Consider the following 23,678-nt stretch of genomic DNA (forward strand, 5'->3'; position numbering starts at 1 on the left):
TGGCGTGAATGCGCCTGCACGGGTGCAAAGACGCAAAGCGCCTAGTCGGTCGCCGCATCCAACGCAGCCTCAAGCCGTGCGACAGAGGCGTCGACATCCATAAGCTTGTCCAGCCCGAAAAGCCCCAGCCGAAAGGTTGAAAATTCGGGCCCTTCGCCGCATTGCAAGGGCACCCCGGCAGCAATCTGGACCCCTTGCGCAGCAAAGGCCTTGCCCGTCTTGAACGCGGGATCGTCGGTATAGCTGACCACCACGCCGGGCGCCTCGAACCCTGGGGCGGCGACCGATTTGATGCCCCGCGCGGCCAGCAAGGCCCGCACGCGCCGTCCCTGTTCCCATTGGGCCTTGCACAGCTTGTCAAAGCCATAGTCGCGCGTTTCGAACATCGCATCGCGAAACGCACGCAGCGAATCGGTCGGCAGGGTCGCGTGATAGGCATGCCCGCCCCCGGTGTAGGCCGCCATGATAGATTGCCATTTGGCCAGATCAATCGCAAACGACGTACTTTGCGTTTCCCCAAGACGCGCAAGCGCGGCCTCGGACAGCATCACCAGACCGGCTGACGGCTGCGCCGACCAGCCCTTTTGCGGGGCCGAGATCAGCACATCGACGCCGCAGGCCACCATGTCGACCCAGGCGCAGCCGCTGGCGATACAGTCCAGCACGAACAGCCCGCCGTGGGCATGGACCGCCTGGGAAATCGCCTGCAGATAGTCGTCAGGCAAGATCACCCCCGAAGAGGTTTCCACATGCGGGGCGAATACGACCGCCGGTTTTACGCGGGCGATTTCGGCCACCACCTCATCAATTGGCGCCGGTGCAAAGGGCGCATCGGGCGTGTTGCCGGTGCGGCGCGCCGCAAGCACAGTCTCCGACGCCGGGATCGACCCGGCTTCGAAAATCTGGCTCCAGCGGTACGAGAACCAGCCATTGCGAATGACCAGCGCATCGCGACCCGTGGCGAATTGGCGCGCGACAGCCTCCATCGCGTAGGTCCCGCCGCCGGGCACAACCACCGCCGTATGGGCATTGTAGACCGCGCAGAGCGTGTCGTGGATGTCGCGCATGACCTGTTGGAAGGCGGCGCTCATGTGATTCAGCGACCGATCGGTGAAGACTACGGAAAATTCCAGCATCCCATCGGGGTCAATATCGTTGCGCAGGGCTTTCATGGCAGGCTCCGTTTGTGGTTCAGATTGGGTGTACCCGCCTGGGCCGGCAATGTCACCGCCCTGAGGCGAAGGTTGGGTATTCCATACTTTCCCCGGGGTCAACGAAACGGTATTCATTAGATGCTAGCGCCCATGCACCGCAGTTCTTAACGAGTGATTTGTTACCCTGTGGCTGACGCGTGATCGCAGCTATGCACCGTGATGCTTGGCTTGTCCGCGCGTTTGTCACGATCAAACTCAACATTACAACGAACAGATGGCCGCCCCCGTGGCCAACCCGGCGCTGGCGATATGTGCGGTCAGCAGCAGGGGGCGCTGCGCGCGCATTCCGTCGGATCGCGCTGTGTTCCCATTGCAGCGGTCAACGGCAAGGGTATCGTCGAGGCATCGTCGGGCACGGCGGCTTCGCCGCGGCTGGCAGTGTCATGCGCCAATACCGAAATCCGGAAAATACCCGCGCGAAAACAGGGCGGCTGTGAAATTTCGGGAACGTTCAGATCGGGCCTGGCCGGCGTTCTTCGGACAAAAGAACGTTCGCCTCGACGTTTCCAACCCCCGGCAAGGTCATGATGCGGCGGCGCAGGACGCGTTCGAAATCCGGCAAGTCCCGCGCAACCACCCGCAGACGGTAGTCGTAAAGCCCCAGTACGTGCTGGACGGTCTGAACCTCGGGGATGGCTGTGACCGCGCGTTCGAAATCTTCGAGACTCACACGCCCTTTGGTGGCCAGCTTGACCCCAAGAAACACCGTGACGCCAAAGCCGAGCGCCTGCAGGTCGAGATCGACCCGTCGCCCGGCCAGAATGCCTGCGTCGCGCAACCGCTTGGTACGCCGCCAGGCAACCGACTGGCTGATCCCCAGCTCGCGCGCCAAAGCCCCGGCGCTGCGGGTGCCGTCATGTGTCAGCGCGCGCAGAATGTGCCGATCAATGTCGTCCAGATCGCTCATAATGGCACCGTCTGGGCGTTCTTGATCGTGGCCACGTGCATCAGCGCTTCGATATCGGCGATATGCGGCAAAGTCAGGATCTTGCTGCGGTAAATGTTCTGGTAATGCGGCATGTCGCGCGCGACCACAAAAAGGCGCACATCCACCCGGCCCAGGAACGTCTGGATCGACGTGACCTCGGGCACGGCGCGCGCGGCATCGATGAAATCGTCGAACGCACGGGAATCGGTCTTGTCGAGCGTAAAGCGCAGCGACACTTCGACCCCATACCCCAAGGCGGCCCAATCAACCTCTTCGCGGAACGCCTTGATCAACCCCGCAGCGCGCATGCGATCCACACGCCGCTGGTAGGTCGCCGGTGTCACGCCCGCGCGCTCGGACAACGCGCGCGGCAGCGCCCCCGGATCGGCCTGAAGTTGTCGCAATATTCTGCGGTCAGTGTCGTCAAGTTGCATGATTTTTTCATCATTATACGATTCTAGGAATGATTCCTTAAAGAAATCCGTCAGAAGGTCAAATTTTGCGCGCCCTTTTCAATGCATCACATCTAGGCTGCGCCCATGTTTCAACGCCCCGGCAGAGGGCCAAAGAAAGGAAATGCCATGCGCGTTTACTATGACCGCGATTGCGACGTGAACCTGATCAAGGACAAGAAAGTTGCCATTCTGGGCTATGGCAGCCAAGGCCACGCCCACGCGCTGAACCTGCGCGACAGCGGCGCCAAGAACGTCGTTGTCGCCCTGCGCGACGGCTCGCCGAGCGCCAAGAAAGCCGAAGGTGAAGGGCTCAAGGTCATGGGGATCGCGGAAGCGGCCGCCTGGTGTGACGTCATCATGTTCACCATGCCCGACGAACTGCAGGCCGAAACCTACAAGAAATATGTCCACGACAACCTGCGTGAAGGCGCCGCGATTGCCTTTGCACACGGTTTGAACGTGCACTTCGGCCTGATCGAACCCAAGCCGGGCGTAGACGTCATCATGATGGCCCCCAAAGGCCCGGGCCACACCGTGCGCGGCGAATACACCAAGGGCGGCGGCGTGCCTTGCCTTGTTGCAGTCAACCAGGACGCCACCGGCAAGGCGCTGGAAATCGGCCTGTCCTATTGCTCGGCCATCGGTGGCGGGCGCTCGGGCATCATCGAAACCAACTTCCGCGAGGAATGCGAAACCGACCTGTTCGGCGAACAAGCGGTTCTGTGCGGCGGTCTGGTTGAACTGATCCGCTGCGGGTTCGAAACGCTGGTCGAAGCCGGGTACGCCCCGGAAATGGCCTATTTCGAATGCCTGCACGAAGTGAAACTGATCGTTGATCTGATCTATGAAGGCGGCATCGCCAACATGGACTATTCGATTTCGAATACCGCCGAATATGGTCAGTACGTCACTGGCCCGCGCATCCTGCCCTACGAGCAGACCAAAAAGGCGATGAAAGAGGTTCTGACCGACATCCAGCAGGGCAAGTTCGTCCGCGACTTCATGCTGGAAAACGCTGTCGGCCAGCCGACCATCAAGGCTGCACGCCGCGCCAACGACGAACACGCTGTCGAAGAAACTGGCGCGAAACTACGTGGCATGATGCCATGGATTTCCGCCGGCAAAATGGTCGACAAAGAGCGCAACTAAGCGCCGGTATGTAAAAATGGCAAGGGCGGTCCATTTGCCCTTGCCACACCACCCATCGCCTGGCGCTCAACCATCCAAGCCCGGCGTGGCCCGTTGGTGCACCTGTTGTTGCGCTTGGCACTCAAACGACATCCCGCGTTTCGGGCGATACGATTAGTCGGCCCCAACATGTTCGACGATCTCGACCGGAAACAGGTTCAAAAACCCCGTCATAGCTTGCGCCGTCAGACAGATGGTTTGGTGTCCTTTCGCACCAGACCACGCTAGGCATCAAACTCGGCGACGAAGCGATCAAAAACGAAATCTCTACCGTCCCGCTCACCGTTTTTGGCGCACAATGCAGCGATCGGCGTGAATACCGGTTGTCGCACGGGGTCCAAGCTGTTTGCGGGTCAGTTGGCAGCGCGTTGCACTTCGGACACGACACGGGCGACGACCTTGTCGAGCAAGGCGGGATCCTCGCATTCGGCCATGACGCGGATCAGCGGTTCGGTGCCGGATTTCCGGATCAGCAAACGGCCCTTTCCCGCCAATTCAGCCTCGCTTGCGGCAATCGCGGACTTGACTGCATCGGCGTCGAGCGGGGTTTGACCTGCGGCGTAGCGGACGTTTTCTAGCTTTTGGGGCACGGTATCGAACTGCTTGGCCAGTTCGCTTGCGCGTTTGCCGGTTTCGACCATCGCGGCCAGAACATGCAGCCCGGCCAACAATCCGTCGCCCGTGGTCGCGAAATCGCTCATCACGATGTGGCCAGATTGCTCGCCGCCCAGATTGAAGCCCCCCTCGCGCATCCGCTCAACGACGTATCGATCCCCTACCGCTGTGCGTTCCAACCGCAGGCCGCGGTTCTGCAAGAACCGTTCCAGCCCGAGGTTCGACATGACCGTGGCCACCAATACCCCGCCCTGCAGGCGCCCGGCGTCGGCCCAACTTGCGGCCAAGAGGGCCATGATCTGATCGCCATCCGCGACCGCGCCCGTCTCGTCGATGATCATGACGCGATCTGCGTCTCCGTCCAGACAGATGCCGACATCGGCCCCATGCGCGACGACCATTTCGGCCGCCGTTTGCGGCGCGGTCGATCCGCAATTGTCGTTAATATTCTTGCCATCGGGCGACACGCCGACTGCGATGACCTCGGCGCCAAGTTCCCACAGAACTTCGGGGGCGGTGCGATAGGCCGCCCCGTTGGCACAGTCGACGACCACCTTCAAACCACTCAGGGACAGGCCGCGTGGCAGCGTTCCCTTGACCCGTTCGTTGTAGCGAAACCGGCCATCGTCAACCCGCTTGGCCCGTCCAATGTTGGCCGCCTGCGCCGGGTCTACGCCGTCAAAAGTCATGGCTTCGATTTCGGCCTGTGCCTCATCGGACAGCTTGAACCCGTCGGGGCCAAAGAATTTGATCCCGTTGTCGTCTGCCGGGTTGTGGCTGGCCGATATCATCACGCCCACATCCGCGCGCATTGACGTGGTCAGCATCCCGACAGCTGGCGTCGGCACCGGCCCCAGCAAGAAGACATTCATGCCGGTCGACGTAAATCCCGCAGTCAGCGCGTTTTCAAACATGTACCCGGACAGGCGCGTGTCTTTCCCGATCACCACGCGGTGCTCGTGCCCGCCATCGCGCCGGAAATAGCGCCCGGCTGCAGCGCCCAGACGCAGCGCCATTTCAGCGGTCATGGGATAGGTGTTCGCCTGCCCGCGAACGCCATCCGTCCCAAATAATTTGCGGCTCATCCGGCTTTCCCCACTGTCGCGGCGCGCCATGTCGTCAGCGCCTGGTAGGTTTGTGGGATATCATGCACGCGAATGATTTGAACCCCTTGCGATGCAGCGGCAAGAGCAACCCCGACCGATCCGGGCATGCGGCTTGCGGCCTGCTTGACCCCTGTGAGAGTTCCGATGAAGCGTTTGCGCGATGCCCCCAGCAACACAGGGCAACCCAAGCTGTGAAACAGGCTGATCCGCGAAAGCAGCTCTAGGTTATGCGCCAGCGTTTTGCCGAAACCGATCCCGGGATCGACGCAGATGTTGGCGCGGTTTATGCCGGCCTCTTCTGCCAGCGCGATGCGCGCCGCCAGGTAGTCGTACACATCCAGCAGCACATCGTCATAGGTCGGCGCGTCCTGCATCGTCTTGGGGTCCCCTTGCGCGTGCATGAGGCACACCGGGACTTGCGCCTTGGCACAGGCTGTACCCATGTCAGGATCGTATGACAATGCGCTGACATCATTCACGATTTTAGCGCCGGACGTGATCGCTCGGGCGGCCACTTGCGCTTTGCGCGTATCGATGGATACCGGAACCGACATAGCTTTTCCGAGTGCCTGGATGACCGGGGCTGTCCGCGCGATTTCCTCGTCGGCGGGAACAAAGTCTGCGCCGGGGCGGGTGCTTTCGCCGCCCACATCCAGGATCGCCGCGCCATCCGCCACCATCTGCCGCGCATGTGCGATGGTTGTATCCAGATCGGTGAACTGGCCTCCGTCGGAAAAACTGTCCGGCGTTACATTCAAAATGCCCATCAGGTGGGGGCGGCCCATCGGTAGGCCGGCCAGATCCGAACGCGCTGCAGTCAAACGGGCCAAGGCATCGCCCGGAATGTCCCCGGCGGGCACGACAACCGCCTCACGTCCCCGCTCCAGGCATTCAACCAGCGTGAACCACCCTGCGCCACCGGCCAGGATCTGAGCATTATCAGGGCGCGTGGGCCCGAAAGAAACAATTGGTCGATAATAAATCAACGTCGCCTCTTAAATGTCTGGAATAAAATCAGTTTTTGAACTTCCGGGTCCCGACCCAGCATCCAGTTCCAGCGTTCGCACTGCGTTCAGTTCCCGGGCCAACCATTCGGCAAGCTCTTTGGGTTGCACTGTCCCCTGCGGGGCGCTCGCCGTATCGAGCACCATCTTGGCCGGGGACCAAACGAGCATTTGACCATGCTTCAACGCCCAATCGATTTCCGTGCGCGCGGACATGACCACACAGCGACGATCGCGTCCGGCCAAGACCCAGGCGTTCTGTTCGATCGCCGCCAGATCGATCCGCCGCTGCGCCGCTGGAACGTCAGATTGGGGGCGTGGTTCATCAGGAAGGCCGACGCATAACACGACCGGGACGCCCTGCCCCTGCAACTGATCCAGCCACGCCCCAATCCGGTCCGAAGCTATGGCCATGTTGGTCAAAAATACGATCTGTGGGGCCAACGCGGGGGCAGCCATCACAGACGCGTCGCTGGCCACATCGTCGTGGCTGCGGACAATCTCGACCCCCAGGGCACCGGGGCCACGGTCCAGTTTTTCAATCCGGACAAACACCCGCATGGCCCGCGGTTCGGTCAAAATGCGTTCGGCGATGCGCTCGGCAAGGGTTTCAAGCAGATTGACACGCTGGGCGAAAACCTCGGTTTGGATGGCTTCGGTGATGCGGTCATATGAGAGGATCCGATCAACATCGTCATCAACCCGCGCTTGCCCGGGGCGCACTTCGACCACGATGTTGAAGCATACCCGTTGACGGGTTCCGCGTTCGGATTGAAATGCCCCGATTTCAACTTCGATCACATGGTCGCGCAGGGAAATCCGGTCGCGCGGCGCCGATCCGCTTGTGGCGACGGCGCGGGCTTCGGGGTGATCGAACGCGTTTGAGATATCTTTGGTCATGCGCCCTCGGAGGTCAATCTCGCGAGGTGTCGCCGATCACACCCGTGAAGATTATGCGTTGCCACCGGGCATCCGGTAGAAGTGGTGAACGCCGATGGTTGTGGTGCGCGGAAATACGCGGGCCCACCGTGGGTTTACGGCACGCGTGTGGTAATGCGTTGCGCCCTTGGTCAGTTTGCGTTCGGCCCCGTCGACCATCAGGCGCGCAATCTTGCCCACGCGATCCCAGGCTTTCTTTTCGTGAACGACTTCGGCACGTCCATCACAGGTATAGGTGAACTGACACTGGTATCGTTTTCCTGTGCCTTGATTGACGACGCCGCAGATCGTTTCGGGAAAGCGATCGGATTCCACACGGTTCAGAATCACTTCGGCAACAGCCACCTGCCCCTTGACGCTTTCACCGCGCGCTTCGAAATAAAGCGCCTGGGTCAGGCAGTTCCATTCGTCGCCGCCCTTGGCAGCCGGCAAGCTGTCGACAAAGGCACGTGAATATTCGATGGTGATGCCTTGGGCCTGATCGGGTGTCGAGGGTTTGCCGACCATCTTGTTGGCGTCAAACGTTTGAAGGGCCAGGTGCTCCATGTTCACCAGAGCCATGACCTCATCGCCAAGTTGCAGCGATGGGTCGTTGGATTGGCTGACGGTCACTTCAGAATGGGCAGCGCTTGCAAAAAAAGCAGCTGCCACAAGCCCAATGGCCCGTGTCATTGTTTTGGTATCCAATTTGCCCCCAACTCGGCCCCCAGAAGGCCTTGGCAGTTTCGACTTGCCTGCGACTTAAGTCAAAATGTCCGCTTCGTAAAGGCTGGCACGGTCCGATGGACCCTGACGGGTTGTGGAAAACCGGTGGATATGGTCATCTGCCGTGCAACCCCCGACCCGCATTTTTTAAATGAATCAGATGTTTAACTGTTTCTGAAATTCAAACGGTCTGTTTTAGGGCCAGTTGCGCCGCAGCAAGCCGCGCCACCGGAACACGGAAGGGTGAACAGGACACATAGTCGAAACCTGCCGCCCTGCAGAACGCGATGGATTCGGGGTTTCCGCCATGTTCCCCACAGATCGATACGGTGATCCCCTTCGCGGCGGTCCGGGCGCGTTCTGCACCGATCATCAGCAATTCGCCCACACCTTCGATATCAAGCGTGTGGAACGGGTCTTCGGCATAGACGCCCAGATTGACATAGGCACCCATGAAACGGCCTGCGTCGTCGCGCGACAGCCCGTAGGTCATCTGGGTCAGGTCATTGGTCCCAAAGGACAGAAAATCCGAAAACTGGGCAATTTCACCCGCCCGCAGCGCAGCGCGGGGCGTTTCGACCATCACGCCCAGCTTGTAATCAAAACCGCATCGTTTTTCGATCCGAACCGCGGCTGCCACGGCATCGACGCGCGACTTGACCAATTCGACCTCGCGCATGGCCGACACAAGCGGAACCATGATTTCTGGCACGACCGCATCACCCGAACGGGATGCTTCCGCCGTCGCTTCAAAAATGGCGCGTGCCTGCATGTCGTAGATTTCCGGCACCGTGATGCCCAAACGGACCCCGCGCATCCCCAGCATCGGGTTGAATTCCGACAGCGCATCGATCCGCCGGGTCACGGTGCTCAGGGGGACATTCAGCGCTTCGGCCAGTTCGCGCATCCCTTCGCGGTCACTGGGAAGAAATTCATGCAAGGGGGGGTCGAACAGGCGGATGCAAACAGGCTGGCCCGACATGATCCGAAACAGCTCGATGAAATCCTTGCGCTGCATCGGCAGCAGTCGCGCCAGCGCGGCCGCGCGATCATCCGGATCGTCGGTAAAGATCATCTCGCGCATCACCGTAAGACGCTCGCCTTCGAAGAACATGTGCTCGGTCCGGCACAGGCCGATGCCCTCGGCGCCGAAGTTTCGGGCCACGGTTGCGTCCACAGGCGTATCTGCGTTGGCGCGCACCCCGATATCCCGGCGTTCGTCGGCCCATTCCATCAAGGTGTGGAAGGGGCCGTCCAGCGACGCCCCGAGCATCGGGACCTCGCCCACCAGAACCTGACCGCTGGTGCCGTCTAGCGTGATCGTATCGCCTTCGTGCAGAACACGGCCATCGGGAACGCGCAGGGATTTTTCGCGCCGGTTCAACGACATCATCGACGCGCCGACCACGCATGGCAACCCAAGCCCGCGGGCGATCACCGCCGCATGACTGGTCATTCCACCCCGTTCGGTGAGAACCCCGACTGAACTGTGCATCCCGCGAATATCCTCGGGCGCGGTTTCGCGGCGCACAAGGATCACCGGCTCGCCGCGCGCAGCCATCGCCTGCGCACAGGACGAGCTGAAGGCGACTTTCCCCACCGCAGCGCCCGGGCTGGCTGCGATGCCGGTGACGATGACATCGCGCTTTGCACCGGGGTCAACCTGCGGGTGAAGCAATTCGGACAGGGATCGCGGCGGGATACGGCTAATCGCATCGTCGTGGGTGATGACGCCGTCTTGGCCCAAGGCGACGGCAATCCGCACGGCCGCACGCGCGGATCTGTGGACGCGCACCGCATCCAAGATCGCCAACTTTCCCGCTTCGATCGTGAATTCGATCTGCATTTCCTCGCGCAGCTTGGTTCGGCAAACCGCGCCATAGCGCACCAGGTCATCGAAGATGTCCGGACAAAGTTCTTGCAGCGACGGGCCCCGCTGGTCGCGCGTCAGGAACATGGCCCCCTCCGGCTGCGACAGGGCATCGCGCGCTTGACACTGCGATGCATAGCGCCCGGTGATTTGTGGCTGCCCTGTCACCCCATCGACGAACTGGATCACGCCCGATCCGCTTTCGGCCGGTCCCAGACCAAGCGACATTTCCTGAACGACCAGTCCCAACCCCGCATCGGCCGGCGCACCCTTGGCCTGGCGCAGAAGTCGCGCTGTCGTTCCGCCCCAAGCGCGCGCCATCGAGCGGAGCACTTCGGTCAGCTGCGTCCCGACATCTTGTGGAAATTCCTCGTCGGTCTCGTCCTCATAGGCCTGCAACGCCGCTTCCAGCGTCAATTCGCCCTTGTCCAATTCGAACATTTCAGGGTCCAGGCGCGCGACGTGAATGGCAAAGGCTTGCACGAACCGAAGGTAAAGCGCATCGGCTGCCTTTTTCCCATGGCTTTCGATCAGTTCGGCGTGGCGGTCGTGGTTCATTCCGATGTTCAGGATTGCGCCCGGCCCACCCCAGTCTGGCACCTGAGACGACGGGCGCACCGAAACCAGTGTCTTTTCGCTGAAATGGCGCAGCAGGGCCTTGGCATCCGGGCGCTGGCCTTCGGCAATCCGGTGGACCGCATCAAAGCTCAGCGCGACGGTTTCCGGCACAGGAAAGTCCAGCCGGATCAGGCGTTGCAGGCATTTTGCGCGTCCGCCATGCGTGTCGACCGCAATCGGGGCGACCCGGCGGATTCGCGTAAACCCTGAGAATTCAACGTTTTCTTGCATCGCTGCTATCCTTGCCCCCCGCGCGGAAGATACTCTGGTGAGTGCGCCATGCAACGAAAACGTTACAGAAAGGGGAATTTACCCTTCAATGCGGGTCAGGTCCGCCACGCCCAGACAGGTGCTGCGAATGCGCGCCAAGAGATTCAGCCGGTTGCGTCGTACCACATCTTTGTCGGCGTTGACCTGAACCGCCTCAAAAAACGCATCAATTGGCCCGCGCAAATCGGCCATCGCAGCCATTGCGGCGGCAAAGTCCTGCGTTTTTATCGCCGGGTCGATCCGTTCTTGCGCCCCATCAAGGGCGTCGAACAGCGCGATTTCAGCCGCGTCTTCTGCAAACTTGCGGTCTGCGCCAAAGCTGTATTCGACACCGTCCTTTTCTTCGGCCTGCGTCAGGATGTTATTGGCCCGTTTGAACCCCTGGATCAGGTTTTCACCGTCTTCGGTGCTCAGCATGTCCTGAAGCGCGCGGGCCCGCGTGACCAGCAGCGCAAGATCATCCGATCCGGGCATGGCCAACGATGCGTCGATCACGTCGTGGCGCAGCCCCTCGCCGCGCAAGTAAACCTTTAGGCGGTCGTGGATGAAGGCCAGCAAATCGGCGGACCTATCCGGGATTTCCGCTTCGATACGCACCAGATCGGCCGGCTCGTCGCCCTCGATCGCGTCCTTGACGACGCGGACAGCCGCCCCGAACACGCCGTGATCGGCAATCTCGTCGAGCAGGTTATGAAGCAGCTGCTCGGTCTCTTGGGAATGCCCGTTCAGCGCGATTTCATGTTTGAGCAACTGGCTATCGATGAACCGGTCCAGGTTGAGCCGCAGCCCACCGTCCAGAATGATGCGGATCACCCCCAAGGCGGCGCGGCGCAGCGCGAAGGGGTCCTTCGACCCGGTCGGCTTTTCATCGATGGCCCAGAACCCGGTCAGCGTGTCCAGCTTGTCGGCCAGCGCCACAGCGCGCGATACGGCCCCGCTGGGCACGTCGTCAGATGGGCCAAGCGGGGAATAATGCTGCTCGCACGCTTCGGCCACGGCATCAGGCAGGCCCGCAGCCTGCGCATAATAGCGGCCCATCAAACCCTGAAGCTCGGGGAATTCATAGACCATTTCCGAGGACAGATCGGCCTTGGCAACGCGCGCGGCCTGTCTGGCCAGCTTGGCCTGAGCGCCGGTGACCGGCGCCAATTCGCCCGCCAGAGATTCGATCCGCGCGATCCTGTCGGCTTGACTGCCCAGCTTGTTGTGGAAGGTCACGTTGGCCAGCTGTTCGGTCCATTTTTCCATCCCCGTCCTGGCGACGCGCAGGTCGTTTTCCCAAAAGAACTTGGCATCCGACAGGCGTGCGAACAGAACCTTCTGATTGCCTGCCAGAACCGTTGCGCCATGGTCGGCGGTTTCGCGGTTGGCCACGGTGATGAACCGTTCGATCCGGCCCGTCTTGGGGTTGCGCACCGAAAAGAACTTCTGGTGTTCCTTCATCGATGTCTGCAGCACCTCGGGCGGCAGGGCCAGAAAATCGTCGTCGATCTGACCCATCAGCGTCACCGGCCATTCGACCAGCCCGGCGACCTCGGCCAGAAGGCCCGCGTCTTCGACCAGTTCCAACCCTTGGGCAAAGGCCAGTTGCTCGGCGTCATGCTTGATATGGTCGGCGCGTTCAGCCGGGTCCAGCATCACGAACGCCTTTTTCAGCTTGGCAGCGTAGTCATCAAAGCCCGTGACCGTGATCCTGCCAGGCGCCATGAAGCGATGCCCCTCAGTGGTATCCCCCGCGCGGATCCCATCGATGTCCAGCGGAACGACGGTCGCGCCGGCGTCGTCGGACAGAATGCAAAGGATCGAATGGAGCGGGCGAACCCACCGCAAACTGCCCGCGCCCCATCGCATCGATTTGGGCCAGGGGAAATTGCGCACGGTCTTGTCCAGCACCTCGGCCACGATATCGGCGGCGGGGCGGCCGGGCTTTTCGATCACGGCGAAAAACACCTTGCCTTTCTTTTCGTCCCGGATTTCCAGGTCGTCGCGCGACACCCCTGCCCCGCGCAAGAACCCGTCAATCGCCTTGTCGGGCGCATCGACACGGGGCCCTTTGCGTTCTTCGCGCGTGGTCGGCGAATGCTCCAAAAGCCCTTCGACGGCCAGAACCAGACGGCGCGGCGTGGCGAAGGCCCCCGCATGGGCATAGGTCAAACCGGCTTCGACCAGACCGTCAGTGACCAGCTTTTTCAGGTCCTCGCCGGCACGCTTTTGCATGCGGGCGGGGATTTCCTCGGAAAAGAGTTCGATCAGCAGATCAGGCATGTCACTGTCCTTCGGGTACGGGCGGGCAGCCCTCGGGGGCGCGGGCACCGTCAAAGACGACTGCGCCGCATTCATTGATCTGGTTCCAGGCATAGGCACGCCCGTCACCGAATACGGCGATCACGCGGTCGATGCCGTATTCAATGTCTTTCTGGCCCAGAAAGGCCGTTGCAGCCCCGCTTTCCAATGCCGCACCGATCGCGGCTGCGTCAAAACAGTCAAACCACCCCGGTGCGGTCAACGGTTCGGCGTGCTCATAGATTTCGAAGGTTTCCGTCATCATCGCGGCCGACATCGTCACGTTGAAACAGGCGCGGTAGCGGATTGGCGAGCTGTCGGCATCGATCCCTTCGAACCCGGTCACGGGCACGGGTTCTTCCATCCCGTCCAGCCGTGTCAAAACAACCGGCGCGCCGCCCTCCGGCACCGGTTCGTAAAAGGCGTAGACCTGCAGATAATAAAGGGACACCCCAGCGACGAGCGCTGTGATCACGATGAAGCCTGCCAGAATTTTCCCGGTCATTGCGCCACCTCTGGGACAAAACCGCCCGCCTCGGTCTGCACGAACGCATCGGCGCAGGCCTTGGCCAAAGCGCGGACACGGCCGATGTAGGCCTGTCGTTCGGTCACTGAAATCACCCCGCGTGCATCAAGCAGGTTGAAGATATGGCTGGCTTTGATGCACTGATCATAGGCCGGGTGCACCATGATGATCCGCTTGCCGGTCTTGGGGTCAGATGCCGGTTCCGTCAGCAGGGCGTGGCATTCGGCTTCGGCCTCTTCGAAGTGCTTGAGCAGCATCGCGGTGTTGGCCGCGTCGAAATTGTGGCGGCTGTATTCGGATTCAGTTTGGCGGAACACGTCGCCATAGGTCAACGGCACCGGCGACTGGGGATCGTTGTAAGGCATGTCCATGACGTGATCGACACCCAGCACATACATCGCAAGACGTTCCAGTCCGTAGGTCAACTCACCCGACACCGGATGGCAATCGTGCCCGCCGACCTGCTGAAAATAGGTGAACTGCGACACTTCCATGCCATCGCACCAGACTTCCCAGCCCAGCCCCCAGGCGCCCAGCGTTGGGCTTTCCCAGTCGTCTTCGACAAACCGGATGTCGTGCATGTCCATGTCGATGCCGATCGCTTCGAGCGAGCCAAGATAGAGCATCTGCAGATCGGGCGGGCTGGGTTTGATGATCACCTGATACTGGTAGTAGTGCTGCAAGCGGTTCGGGTTTTCGCCGTACCGCCCGTCGGTGGGTCGGCGCGACGGCTGGACATATGCCGCTGCCCACCCGCGCGGGCCGAGCGCGCGTAGCGTGGTGGCGGGATGGAACGTGCCTGCGCCGACTTCCATGTCATAAGGTTGCAGCATCGCGCATCCCTGCGCCGCCCAGTAGGATTGCAGGCGCAGGATGATTTCCTGAAAGCTCTTGGGCTGGGCGGGTTTGGCCATGGTGCGTCCCTCTTGAAAAAGCGTGCCCTGATTAGGCGAGCGCGCCGGCAGGGTCAATTGCGCTGGCGCCGCTATATTGATCTTTCGCGATGGCGGAAATTCCTGATAACAGGGGGGTCAGCACGCGCAACAGGCAAGATAACGGCATAGGCAAAATGACGACCCTAATCAAACGCACACTCTTCGCAGCTCTCATTTCTTTTTTTCCGCTGGTCAGCGCGGCACAAAACGTCTGGATCCAGATCGAGGCACGCCCAAGTCTGGAACAGGCGCAGGACCGGGTGCAAGCCTATTCCGGCGCGCTGGACAATGTGAACGGGTTTGCCCTGCGCGGGGGGTGGTATGGCATCGCGCTCGGGCCCTATGGAACGGCTGACGCGGATGCGCTTCTTCGCCAACTGCGCGCGGCCGGCCAGATTCCACGCGACAGCTTCATCGCCGATGGCAGCCGCTTTGCCCGGCAGTTCTGGCCTGTGGGCGGGATCCGCGCGCCCCAGAGCAACGGATCCACGGCGCCGGCCGAGCCTGTCGCCCTGCCCGAACCGGTCCCGTCCGACGAAACCCCCGCCCAAGCGCGCCGGTCCGAAGCACATATGTCCCGCCAACAACGCATGGAACTGCAGACCGCCCTGCAATACGCAGGTGCGTATACCGGTGCGATTGATGGCGCCTATGGGCGCGGAACGCGCGGCGCAATGGCCGACTGGCAGATCGCCAATGGCTATGAGGCGACCGGCGTTCTGACCTCCAAGCAGCGCGCCCAAGCACTCAAGACGTATCACGACGCCGTCGCGAGCCTTGGCCTGGCCCCGATCAGCGACCAGACCGCTGGCGTCGAGATCACTTTGCCGACGGCCTTGGTCGAATTTGACCGCTATGATCCTCCGTTCGCACATTACAGTGCCAAGCAGGACGGCGGGCCGCAGATCTTGTTGATCAGTCAAAGCGGCGATACGGCGATGTTCGGCGGGCTCTACGACATTTTGCAAACGCTGGATGCTGTGCCGCTTAATGGCGAGCGCACCCTGAAACGCACGACGTTCGAAATCAATGGCCAGGACGAGCGTTTCGACACGACCATCTACGCCGAGCTGTCGGGCGAGCAGATCAAGGGATTCGGCCTGATCTGGCCAGCCGGTGACGCGAAGCGCCGCGCATTGGCACTGGACGCGATGCGCGCCAGTTTCCGTAGCACCGACGCGGTTCTGCCCGACATCTATGGCGACACCCCGGAGCAAAGCATTGATTTGTTGGCCGGTCTGGAAATCCGCCGTCCGGACAAAGCGGCGACGGGGGTTTTCGTGACCGAAGACGGACAGGTTCTGACCAGCGCGCAAACTGTCGCCTCGTGCGGCCGTGTGACGATCGAAGATGACGTCGCCATGACCGTAGCGGCAGCAACCGGAGATCTGGCGCTGCTTCGCCCCACCACACCTGTCGCCCCGGCAGCGATTGCGCAATTCCAACCCGGCAGGGCACGCCTGAACAGCGAAATCGCGATCGCTGGTTTTTCATACGGCGGGCGTTTGGGCGCGCCGACGCTTACCTATGGCACCCTGGCCGAACTGCAGGCGCCCGATGGCACACAAGGCGTCCTGCGCCTTGCGCTGAACAGCCTGGACGGTGATGCTGGCGCAGCCGTGTTCGACACGCACGGCGCGGTCCTGGGAGTTCTGAGCGCGCAAGATCCCGCCGGGCGACAGCTGCCACAAAATGTGTCCTTGGCCACTGACATGAACGTGGTTGTCAGTTTCCTGTCGGACAATGGCGTCGCAGCGATGCCCGCATCAAACGCCGAGCCGGTTGCGCCGGAAGACCTTATCCGGATCGCAAGCGACATGACCGTTCTGGTCAGCTGCTGGAACTGACATTGCCTGGCGCGGGGCCTTTGCAGGTCACCCGCGCCAGAAATTCACGGTGAACAGGGCGAAAACGGCCATCAGTTCCAACCGCCCGATAAGCATCGCGACGGCGAGCAGCCATTTGGCCGTATCGTTCAACGGCGCGAAATTTCCCGCCGGACCGATTGTGTCACCCAGCCCCGGCCCGACATTGGCAATCGCACTGGCAGCGCCCGATACCGACGTCGCGAAATCCAGACCCGTGGCTGACAGCGCGACCGAAAGCACCCCCATCGACACGATGAACAGCACAAAGAACGCCATGACAGAGCTCAGGATATCCTCGTCCACGGGGCGCCCGTCATAGCGCGGCATGAATATCCCGTGGGGGCTGTGGATGCGCCTGATCTGCGAGCGGATCGACGAGAACAACAACTGATAGCGAAAGATCTTGACCGAACAACAGGTTGACCCGGCGCACCCCCCGATCAGCCCAATGAAAAAGAACGTCACGACCGGGAATGCGCCCCACAATTGGTAATCGACCGACGCATAGCCGGTGCCGGTAAGGATCGACGTGACGTTGAAGCTGGCCTCGCGGAACGACGATTCTAGATGGGCATCATCGAACACGATCCGGTAGGCGCTCAGCAACACGATCAAGACCAAGTTCACCGCCAGATAAACGCGCACCTGGCTGTCATGCAGGATCGGTTTGGCAGAGCCGGCCAGCATTTGCACGTAGCGGACAAAGGGCAGCGACGCGAGCACCATGAACACTGTCGCGACATATTCTGCCGGGCCCTGAAACGCCCCGAACGATGCATCACGCGTGGAAAACCCACCCGTCGACATGGTTGTCAGCGCGTGGTTGATGGCATCCCATCCGCTCAGCCCGACCATGAGATAGGTAAAGGCGCAAACCACTGTGAGGCCGACGTATATCACGGAAATACGGCTGGCGATCTGTGCGGCGCGTGGCAGCACTTTTCCATCGGTCTCAAACGCTTCCGACCGAAAGATCTGCATCCCCCCGACACGCAATTCGGGCAGGAAAACCATGGCCACGACAATGATGCCCACCCCGCCGAACCATTGCAGCATGGACCGCCAAAGCAAAAGACCGCGCGGCAGGTCATCAAGCCCCGAAAACACCGTGGCACCCGTCGTCGTCAGGCCCGACATGGCCTCAAAGAACGCGTCCACAGCGCGCGCCTCGGTGGGGCCGATCAGGAACGGAATGGCCGCGAAAACAGGCAGCATGAGCCAAACGCCAGTGGTCAACAGAAAGGTCTGCTGCAGGCTCAAACGGTCCGACACGCCATTGGAACAGGCCATTGCGGTCATGCCGCCGACGGCAATCGTAATGATGGCGCTTTCGACGAAAACGAACCAGTGACCGTTCTGATCGAACGCATCGACCAGCATCGGGATGATCATCGTCGCCCCGAGCGCTGCGACCAAAAGGCCGATCACATATCCAACGGGGCGCAGGTCATACATGGGCGAAAGGCTTGGCCGCAGGTGCCGCGCCTGTCAAGATGTCAAACGCAAACGCGGCTTTAGCCTGCGTGGATCAAACTCTTGAAAAGCTTGGGATCCAGACTTTCGGCTGCGAATGTGTCGCCTTCGACCAAGACTGACACGGCATCGTGGCTGTGCAGGCTTTCCTGATGGCTTGCGATGACGCGGAAATCCCCTACGCGTGGATCGTTTTCCAGCGCTTGGGCAAAAAGCCGCGCCGCGTCTTCAACAAAGATCGGATTGGCTGCGTTCAGTTCGGCAAAAGCTTGCTCGTCCTCACGCTTGACCATCACTTGCGTTTCGGTTGGCACGGCGTTGCGGCACAAATCGATCAGATCTTCGAACCACAAGGTTGGCTGTCCTTCGGCCAGTTCAACCGATACCCGCGCCACGGAACGTTGCGAATGGGGGGTCGCCATTTGTCCACGGGTTGCGCGGGCGTGTTCGCTCAGTTCCAGCGAACATGGGCAGGTCGAGGAATATACAAAGTCCAGATGCAGGATTTTCTTGCGCACCCCTGCCCGTTCAACCAGTTCCAATGCGATGTCGTAATACTGGTACCCTTCCAGCCCCGACCGCAGGGACGGCCGCTTCATCGGAAACGAAATCCCCATCTGGATGCGCGCATCAAAGCTGTCCAGATCGGTGATATAATCGTCCAGCGCGGCTTCGATCGTCTGGAAACTGAACGTTCGTTCAGAATGACGATAGAATGACCGCATGATGCGGCTCATGTTGATGCCCTTCTTGCCCGCCTCAAGGCTGACCGTCCCGGTCACGGATGTTTCAAGCGTCAAATCGCCGTTGTCACGGGTGTGAAAGCGGATCGGCAGGCGAAAATTGGAAATGCCAACGTGTTCGATCACGCGCCGGGCGCCCTTGATCAGGCTTTCGGGGCCATTCTGAAGATCCGGCAGGGTCGCGCGATAGGCCTCGTCAGCTTCGAACTCTTCAGGGTAAGCCCTTGCCAGAGAGGGATAATTCGACAGCTCTCGATCGGGCAGCAAGCGCGCGATTGCCGGGTCCAGCGCTGCGATCTGCTCGGGCGTGACACTTGCGGCCCAGGCACGCAGTTTCGCCAATGCTTCTGCCGCTTCTGCTGTCACGATATCCATTTCTGTCAGGTGTTTGTTCATCAGGTGCCCCCCCGCCATTGCACGATATATGTAGTTCTTTGACGTCGATTCACCAAATGCTACGTTCGGGGTGCGGGATCAGATCACTTCGAGGGCCTGAAGCACGTCTTCGATCAGATCCTCGGCGTCTTCCAGACCGGCCGACAGCCGCACCAGCCCCGGCGTGATGCCCAGCGTTGCCTTTTGGTCGTCGGGCAAGCGTTGGTGCGTGGTGGTCGCAGGATGGGTCGCGATCGACTTGGCGTCGGCGAAGTTGTTGGAAATAATGATGACCTTGAGCGCGTTGAGAAATGCGAAACACGCCTGTTTCCCCCCCTTGACGTCGAACGCCAGAACCGTGCCGCCGCAGGACGCTTGCGCACGGGCCAGTTCGCACTGCGGATGGGCGTCGTGCGTCGGGTAGCGTACTGCGTTCAGTTTGGGGTGACCATTCAGCGCCTCGGCCAGTTTCAATGCCGTATCAGCCTGCGCTCGAACGCGCAAATCAATGGTTTCCAGCGCCTTCAGGTGCGTCCATGCGGTGAACGGGTTCATCGCGCCGCCGGTATGCTTCATGTAGGCTTCGATCGGGCCCCGGATCAAATCACGCGAGGCCGCGATGATCCCGCCGAGCATTCGCCCCTGCCCGTCCACATGTTTGGTCGTCGACACAACGCACAGATCTGCGCCGCACTTGCGCGCATAAGAAAATACTGGCGTGGTCATCGCATCATCGACCACGACCAATGCGCCATGAGCATGAGCGACCTGGCAAACGTGTTTAAGGTCAATGACTTCCAACGTCGGGTTCGAGATACTTTCCAGGAACACCACGTCGGTGTCATCGCTGATCGCCGCGTCCCAAGCCGCGTTGTCGGTGCCATCTACCAAGGTTATTTCGACGCCGTAACGGGCCAGAATCTCTTCCAGCACATAGAGGCATGAACCGAACAGCGCGCGCGATGCCACCACCTGATCCCCTGCCTTGAGCAGAGCCAGCAGCGCGCCGCTGACCGCCGCCATGCCAGACGCGCAGGCAAAGGCATCTTCATAGCCCAGAACCCCTGCGATCCGGTCCTCGAACATGCGCATCGTGGGATTGCCGTAGCGCCCATAGATGAATTCATCCTCACCTGCTTTGACGAAGCGCGCCTCGGCGGCCTCGGCGGTGTCATAGACAAATCCCTGGGTCAGGAATACGGCTTCACTGACTTCGCCAAATTGGCTGCGGCGCGTGCCGCCATGGACAAGCTGGGTCCGGGGTTTGAGGTCTTTCGTCACGACGCGTTCCTTCGATGTCGACGTTGGGTCAGGACCAGAGCCCCCTCTCTGACCCAGAGCCCGGGGGTATGGGGGCATCACGTCCCTGACCTCTTTCGCGGAATGTCTACGTCACCCTAGGCGAAAGCGCAATTTCCGGTTTGTCGTGTCCGCTTTGCTGAGTCTGACCGCGCGGCCAACAGCGCCGTTTTCAGGTCAGGAGGATTTCCAAGTCTCTCCGTCTTGGACCACTTTTTGTTCTGAAAGAAGCTTGTCCAGATGTGCGGCGACATTGCGCTCTGCGGCCATTGCAATATGCGGATCGGTTTTCTTGTAAACCGTCGCCGCGATATTCTTGATCGTATCAGGCGTTTTCGAGAGATGTGCGAGGATCTCTGCCTCCCGGCGCATCCGATTGCCCAGAAGCCTTTGGGCATAAGGTTGCGGATCGCGCAGAACAGGGCCATGCCCCGGCAGATAAATCTCATCATCACGCGCGATCAGGCGTTCAAGCTGGTCGCAGTAATCGCGCATGTCGCCGTCAGGTAGGCTGACGATTGAACTGTTCCAGCTCATTATGTGGTCACCCGTGAACAAGACCCCGTCTGCACGCGCAAAACACAGGTGATCGCTTGCATGACCAGGTGTGTGCAAGACCGTGAGCCCCGCAATCACATCCCCGTCCTCAAGTAACCCGTCAGGCACAAACGCGTCATCGGCAAACACGCGCGAGGCATGAATGGGCAAGCCCGTTTTTTCGCGCAATGACGGCGCCGCCCCGAAGTGATCGGAATGGTGATGAGTGACAAGAATTCCGGCCGGGTTGGGGCCAAGATTCTCCAGGATCGCATCGAAATGCTTGCTGTCCTCTACCGGACCGGGATCGATTACAAACCGACCGTCAGGACTGTCGATGAGATATGTATTCGTACCATGATAGGTCATCTTGCTGGGATTGTTGGCCACGATCCTCTGGATGCCCTCGGCCACTTTTTCTCCTTGCGCACGACAAGGTTCCGGCTCGGTGAAAAACATGCTGCTTTTTGTCATTGGACAAGATCACGAATTGGGCGCCGACGATTGACATCCTGCCAAGATGATATCGTTTTTGACGCGGTGTGATACGACGTGGGCGCCGCAAGGCGGATGCTGGATCGGGTATACAAAACGAGATGCCTTTCTCTTTTTGGTTCGTTCATCGGCTCACACTCTCCAAGATGGACACCAGTGCCGGCCGAGCCCGCCACTGGAATGAAGCCGCGAAGGCCGGAAGGCCAAGCCGGCCTTCCAGAAGGTACGCAACCACCACCAAACAGCCGCAGACCGACCCCAACACAAAAGACAACACACAGAACCACCAAGGCCTGAGTCAACATCGCGCTTGGGTCGAAAGGGACCACGACTCTCGCACAAAGTGTCAGAAGAGCCGTGGCGATGAGTATCAAAACAAACTCACCGGTCAGTCTTTCGATCGGGTGATGTTGGGTGGTTTCCATAGGTCTGCGGCTTGTCCGTGTGCCAGCGCTCTGTTGGTTTACTTGGTTTGAAGGCTCACATGCGTTTGGCGACTTCTTCCAGCATAACTTCGCTGGCTCCGCCACCAATGGCCTGTACGCGCGCGTCGCGCGACATGCGTTCAACAGGGGTTTCACGCATATAACCCATGCCGCCGTGGAACTGCACACAATCATAGAGCACAGAGTTCACCAGTTCGCCGCAATAGGCTTTGACCATCGAGACTTCTTTCACGCAATCGCGGCCCGCAGCGTCCAGACCGGCGGCGTGATAGACCAACTGGCGCCCTGCGGCGATGCGGGTCTGACAATCGGCCAACCGCTGGCGGATCGCTTGCTTGTCCCAAAGCACGCCGCCGAAGGCTTTGCGCTGCTTGACGTAATCCACGGTCATGTCCAGTGCGGTCTGCGCCTCGGCGCAGGCCATCGCGCCCAGAACGATACGCTCGTTCTGGAAGTTCTTCATCACCGAATAAAAGCCTTTGTTGACCTCGCCCAGCACGTTTTCGGCAGGGATGCGAACATCTTCAATGATCAGTTCGGCCGTGTCCGAGCACAGCCAGCCGGTCTTGTTCAGCGCGCGGCCAACCGAGAAGCCCGGCGTGTCTTTTTCGACCGCGAACATGGTGATCCCGCGCGATCCTTTGGCATCGGGGTCGGTCTTGGCACCGACGAAATAGATGTCGCCATGCACGCCGTTGGTGATGAACATCTTGGTGCCGTTCAGCACCCAATCCGACCCGTCCTGCACCGCGCGCGTGCGCATGCCGGCCACGTCCGAACCTGCGCCCGGTTCGGTGACGGCAACGGCGCAGATCTTTTCGCCCGATGTGATCGACGGCATCCAGCGTGCCTTTTGTTCGGGGGTCCCGGCGTTTTCCAGATGCGGCGAGGCCATGTCAGTATGGACCAGAACCGTGGCCGCAAACCCGCCAAAGGTCGACCGCCCCACCTCTTCCGCCAGAACGACACTGGACATCACGTTCAGGCCGGCGCCACCGTATTGTTCGTCATACCGCATACCCAGCACGCCCAGGTCACCCATCCGGCGCAACACGTCGCGGGGCACCATGCCCGTTTCTTCCCAGGCGTCGGCCTTGGCCGTCACCTCGGTTTCGATAAACCGGCGCAGCTGGTCGCGGATCATATCGAGATCTTCGTTGAACGGGCCGTTGGCGGCGGAGATAGTGTCTTGTCTGGTCATGTCTGTTCCTCCGGATCAAGTTTGATAAGTGGGGCGTGCCCGGCGACCGTGTCGCCCTCCGCACAATAGATTTCGCGCACCACACCCGCGACTGGCGCGGGCAGGCTTTGTAAAAGCTTCATGGCTTCCAGCACCACCAGCGTATCGCCGACTTCGACGCGGTCGCCGGTCGCGACGCGCACCTCGGCAACAGCACCCGGCATGGGCGCCGTTAACAGGTCAGCGCCACCGGATCCGCTGGCCGCGCGTTGCAAGTGCTGATCTTCCAACGTGCGCAGCTCAGCCGCCACCATCCCCGCAGAGGTCTGCAGATGCACCCGCCAGTGATCGCGCGCGCGCAGGACATGGGCGATACGCGAGAACGGAACACCGTCGATGCGTCCGCTCAGACGGTCCGCGGTCAGGGCGGTGGTCTGGGCCGTGATAGACTGGCCATCCGGCAGAACAGCGGCAAGCTCAGCCGGGGTGCCGGTCATGCGGATCGGATCATCCTGGGATGTAGTCCAATACGACGCGGCACCAGGGCGCCCCGCCGGGGCGGTGAGCCGCCATGACCCCAAGCTTTGCCAGGGCGATGCGCCGGCC

At 60.9% G+C, this 23,678-nt stretch carries 19 protein-coding genes; 2 read left to right on the forward strand and 17 right to left on the reverse strand.

Annotated features, from left to right (window positions below; translation table 11 throughout):
- Positions 1 to 41: 41 nt before the first annotated feature.
- The 3 genes from ACP2AV_RS14365 to ACP2AV_RS14375 form a co-directional block, all read right to left on the reverse strand.
- A complete protein-coding gene (locus ACP2AV_RS14365; RefSeq protein ID WP_426373479.1) occupies positions 42 to 1,172 on the reverse strand; it encodes an aminotransferase class V-fold PLP-dependent enzyme in 1,131 nt (376 codons plus the stop codon).
- A 493-nt stretch (positions 1,173 to 1,665) separates the two neighbouring features.
- A complete protein-coding gene (locus ACP2AV_RS14370) occupies positions 1,666 to 2,121 on the reverse strand; it encodes an Lrp/AsnC family transcriptional regulator (RefSeq protein ID WP_426373480.1) in 456 nt (151 codons plus the stop codon).
- Positions 2,118 to 2,576, reverse strand: coding sequence for an Lrp/AsnC family transcriptional regulator (locus ACP2AV_RS14375; RefSeq protein ID WP_426373481.1), 459 nt, complete (start codon positions 2,574 to 2,576; stop codon positions 2,118 to 2,120). The genes ACP2AV_RS14370 and ACP2AV_RS14375 overlap by 4 nt, the downstream gene beginning before the upstream one ends.
- 147 nt (positions 2,577 to 2,723) lie before the next feature.
- Here ACP2AV_RS14375 and ilvC point away from each other — a divergent pair, with 147 nt between their 5' ends.
- A complete protein-coding gene (gene ilvC, locus ACP2AV_RS14380; RefSeq protein WP_426373482.1) occupies positions 2,724 to 3,746 on the forward strand; it encodes a ketol-acid reductoisomerase in 1,023 nt (340 codons plus the stop codon).
- 392 nt (positions 3,747 to 4,138) lie between these two features.
- Here the strand turns inward: ilvC and glmM are convergent, their stop codons facing one another.
- The 8 genes from glmM to ACP2AV_RS14420 all read right to left on the reverse strand — a co-directional run bounded on the left by glmM (position 4,139) and on the right by ACP2AV_RS14420 (position 14,635).
- Positions 4,139 to 5,485, reverse strand: coding sequence for a phosphoglucosamine mutase (gene glmM, locus ACP2AV_RS14385; protein ID WP_426373483.1), 1,347 nt, complete (start codon positions 5,483 to 5,485; stop codon positions 4,139 to 4,141).
- Positions 5,482 to 6,492 carry a dihydropteroate synthase gene (gene folP, locus ACP2AV_RS14390; RefSeq protein WP_426373484.1) on the reverse strand — a complete coding sequence of 337 codons (1,011 nt, stop codon included), beginning with the start codon at positions 6,490 to 6,492 and terminating at the stop codon, positions 5,482 to 5,484. Before folP ends, glmM begins: the two co-directional genes overlap by 4 nt.
- A gap of 9 nt (positions 6,493 to 6,501) precedes the next feature.
- A complete protein-coding gene (locus ACP2AV_RS14395; protein ID WP_426373485.1) occupies positions 6,502 to 7,410 on the reverse strand; it encodes a dihydroneopterin aldolase in 909 nt (302 codons plus the stop codon).
- 51 nt (positions 7,411 to 7,461) lie between these two features.
- The gene (locus tag ACP2AV_RS14400) at positions 7,462 to 8,121 is read right to left on the reverse strand and encodes a cell wall hydrolase (RefSeq protein WP_426373486.1); all 660 of its coding nucleotides are present in this window, start codon (positions 8,119 to 8,121) and stop codon (positions 7,462 to 7,464) included.
- A gap of 214 nt (positions 8,122 to 8,335) precedes the next feature.
- A complete protein-coding gene (locus tag ACP2AV_RS14405; protein ID WP_426373487.1) occupies positions 8,336 to 10,873 on the reverse strand; it encodes a putative PEP-binding protein in 2,538 nt (845 codons plus the stop codon).
- Positions 10,874 to 10,951: 78 nt separating this feature from the next.
- The gene (glyS, locus tag ACP2AV_RS14410) at positions 10,952 to 13,177 is read right to left on the reverse strand and encodes a glycine--tRNA ligase subunit beta (RefSeq protein WP_426373488.1); all 2,226 of its coding nucleotides are present in this window, start codon (positions 13,175 to 13,177) and stop codon (positions 10,952 to 10,954) included.
- Between the two features lies 1 nt (position 13,178).
- Positions 13,179 to 13,700: a DUF6446 family protein gene (locus tag ACP2AV_RS14415; protein WP_426373489.1), complete on the reverse strand. Its 522-nt coding sequence runs from the start codon at positions 13,698 to 13,700 to the stop codon at positions 13,179 to 13,181.
- Positions 13,697 to 14,635, reverse strand: a complete 939-nt coding sequence (locus tag ACP2AV_RS14420; protein ID WP_426373490.1) for a glycine--tRNA ligase subunit alpha — start codon at positions 14,633 to 14,635, stop codon at positions 13,697 to 13,699. Before ACP2AV_RS14420 ends, ACP2AV_RS14415 begins: the two co-directional genes overlap by 4 nt.
- A 155-nt stretch (positions 14,636 to 14,790) precedes the next feature.
- Here ACP2AV_RS14420 and ACP2AV_RS14425 point away from each other — a divergent pair, with 155 nt between their 5' ends.
- Positions 14,791 to 16,503: a trypsin-like peptidase domain-containing protein gene (locus tag ACP2AV_RS14425; protein WP_426373491.1), complete on the forward strand. Its 1,713-nt coding sequence runs from the start codon at positions 14,791 to 14,793 to the stop codon at positions 16,501 to 16,503.
- 27 nt (positions 16,504 to 16,530) lie between these two features.
- Here the strand turns inward: ACP2AV_RS14425 and ACP2AV_RS14430 are convergent, their stop codons facing one another.
- The 6 genes from ACP2AV_RS14430 to ACP2AV_RS14455 all read right to left on the reverse strand — a co-directional run bounded on the left by ACP2AV_RS14430 (position 16,531) and on the right by ACP2AV_RS14455 (position 23,569).
- A complete protein-coding gene (locus ACP2AV_RS14430) occupies positions 16,531 to 17,979 on the reverse strand; it encodes a TrkH family potassium uptake protein (RefSeq protein WP_426373492.1) in 1,449 nt (482 codons plus the stop codon).
- Between the two features lie 59 nt (positions 17,980 to 18,038).
- Entirely contained in the window at positions 18,039 to 19,136 is a 1,098-nt protein-coding gene (gene folE2 / locus ACP2AV_RS14435) for a GTP cyclohydrolase FolE2 (protein WP_426373493.1), read from the reverse strand.
- 78 nt (positions 19,137 to 19,214) lie between these two features.
- Positions 19,215 to 20,396 carry an aminotransferase class I/II-fold pyridoxal phosphate-dependent enzyme gene (locus tag ACP2AV_RS14440; protein ID WP_426373494.1) on the reverse strand — a complete coding sequence of 394 codons (1,182 nt, stop codon included), beginning with the start codon at positions 20,394 to 20,396 and terminating at the stop codon, positions 19,215 to 19,217.
- A 195-nt stretch (positions 20,397 to 20,591) separates the two neighbouring features.
- On the reverse strand, positions 20,592 to 21,365 hold the full coding sequence (locus ACP2AV_RS14445) for an MBL fold metallo-hydrolase (protein ID WP_426373495.1): 774 nt from the start codon (positions 21,363 to 21,365) through the stop codon (positions 20,592 to 20,594).
- A gap of 561 nt (positions 21,366 to 21,926) precedes the next feature.
- The gene (locus ACP2AV_RS14450; RefSeq protein ID WP_426373496.1) at positions 21,927 to 23,093 is read right to left on the reverse strand and encodes an acyl-CoA dehydrogenase family protein; all 1,167 of its coding nucleotides are present in this window, start codon (positions 23,091 to 23,093) and stop codon (positions 21,927 to 21,929) included.
- Positions 23,090 to 23,569, reverse strand: coding sequence for an acetyl-CoA carboxylase biotin carboxyl carrier protein subunit (locus ACP2AV_RS14455; RefSeq protein ID WP_426373497.1), 480 nt, complete (start codon positions 23,567 to 23,569; stop codon positions 23,090 to 23,092). The genes ACP2AV_RS14450 and ACP2AV_RS14455 overlap by 4 nt, the downstream gene beginning before the upstream one ends.
- Positions 23,570 to 23,678 lie beyond the last annotated feature (109 nt).

Source organism: Aliiroseovarius sp. PTFE2010 (genome assembly GCF_049943335.1).
Classification (GTDB): Bacteria; Pseudomonadota; Alphaproteobacteria; order Rhodobacterales; family Rhodobacteraceae; genus JBNFVY01.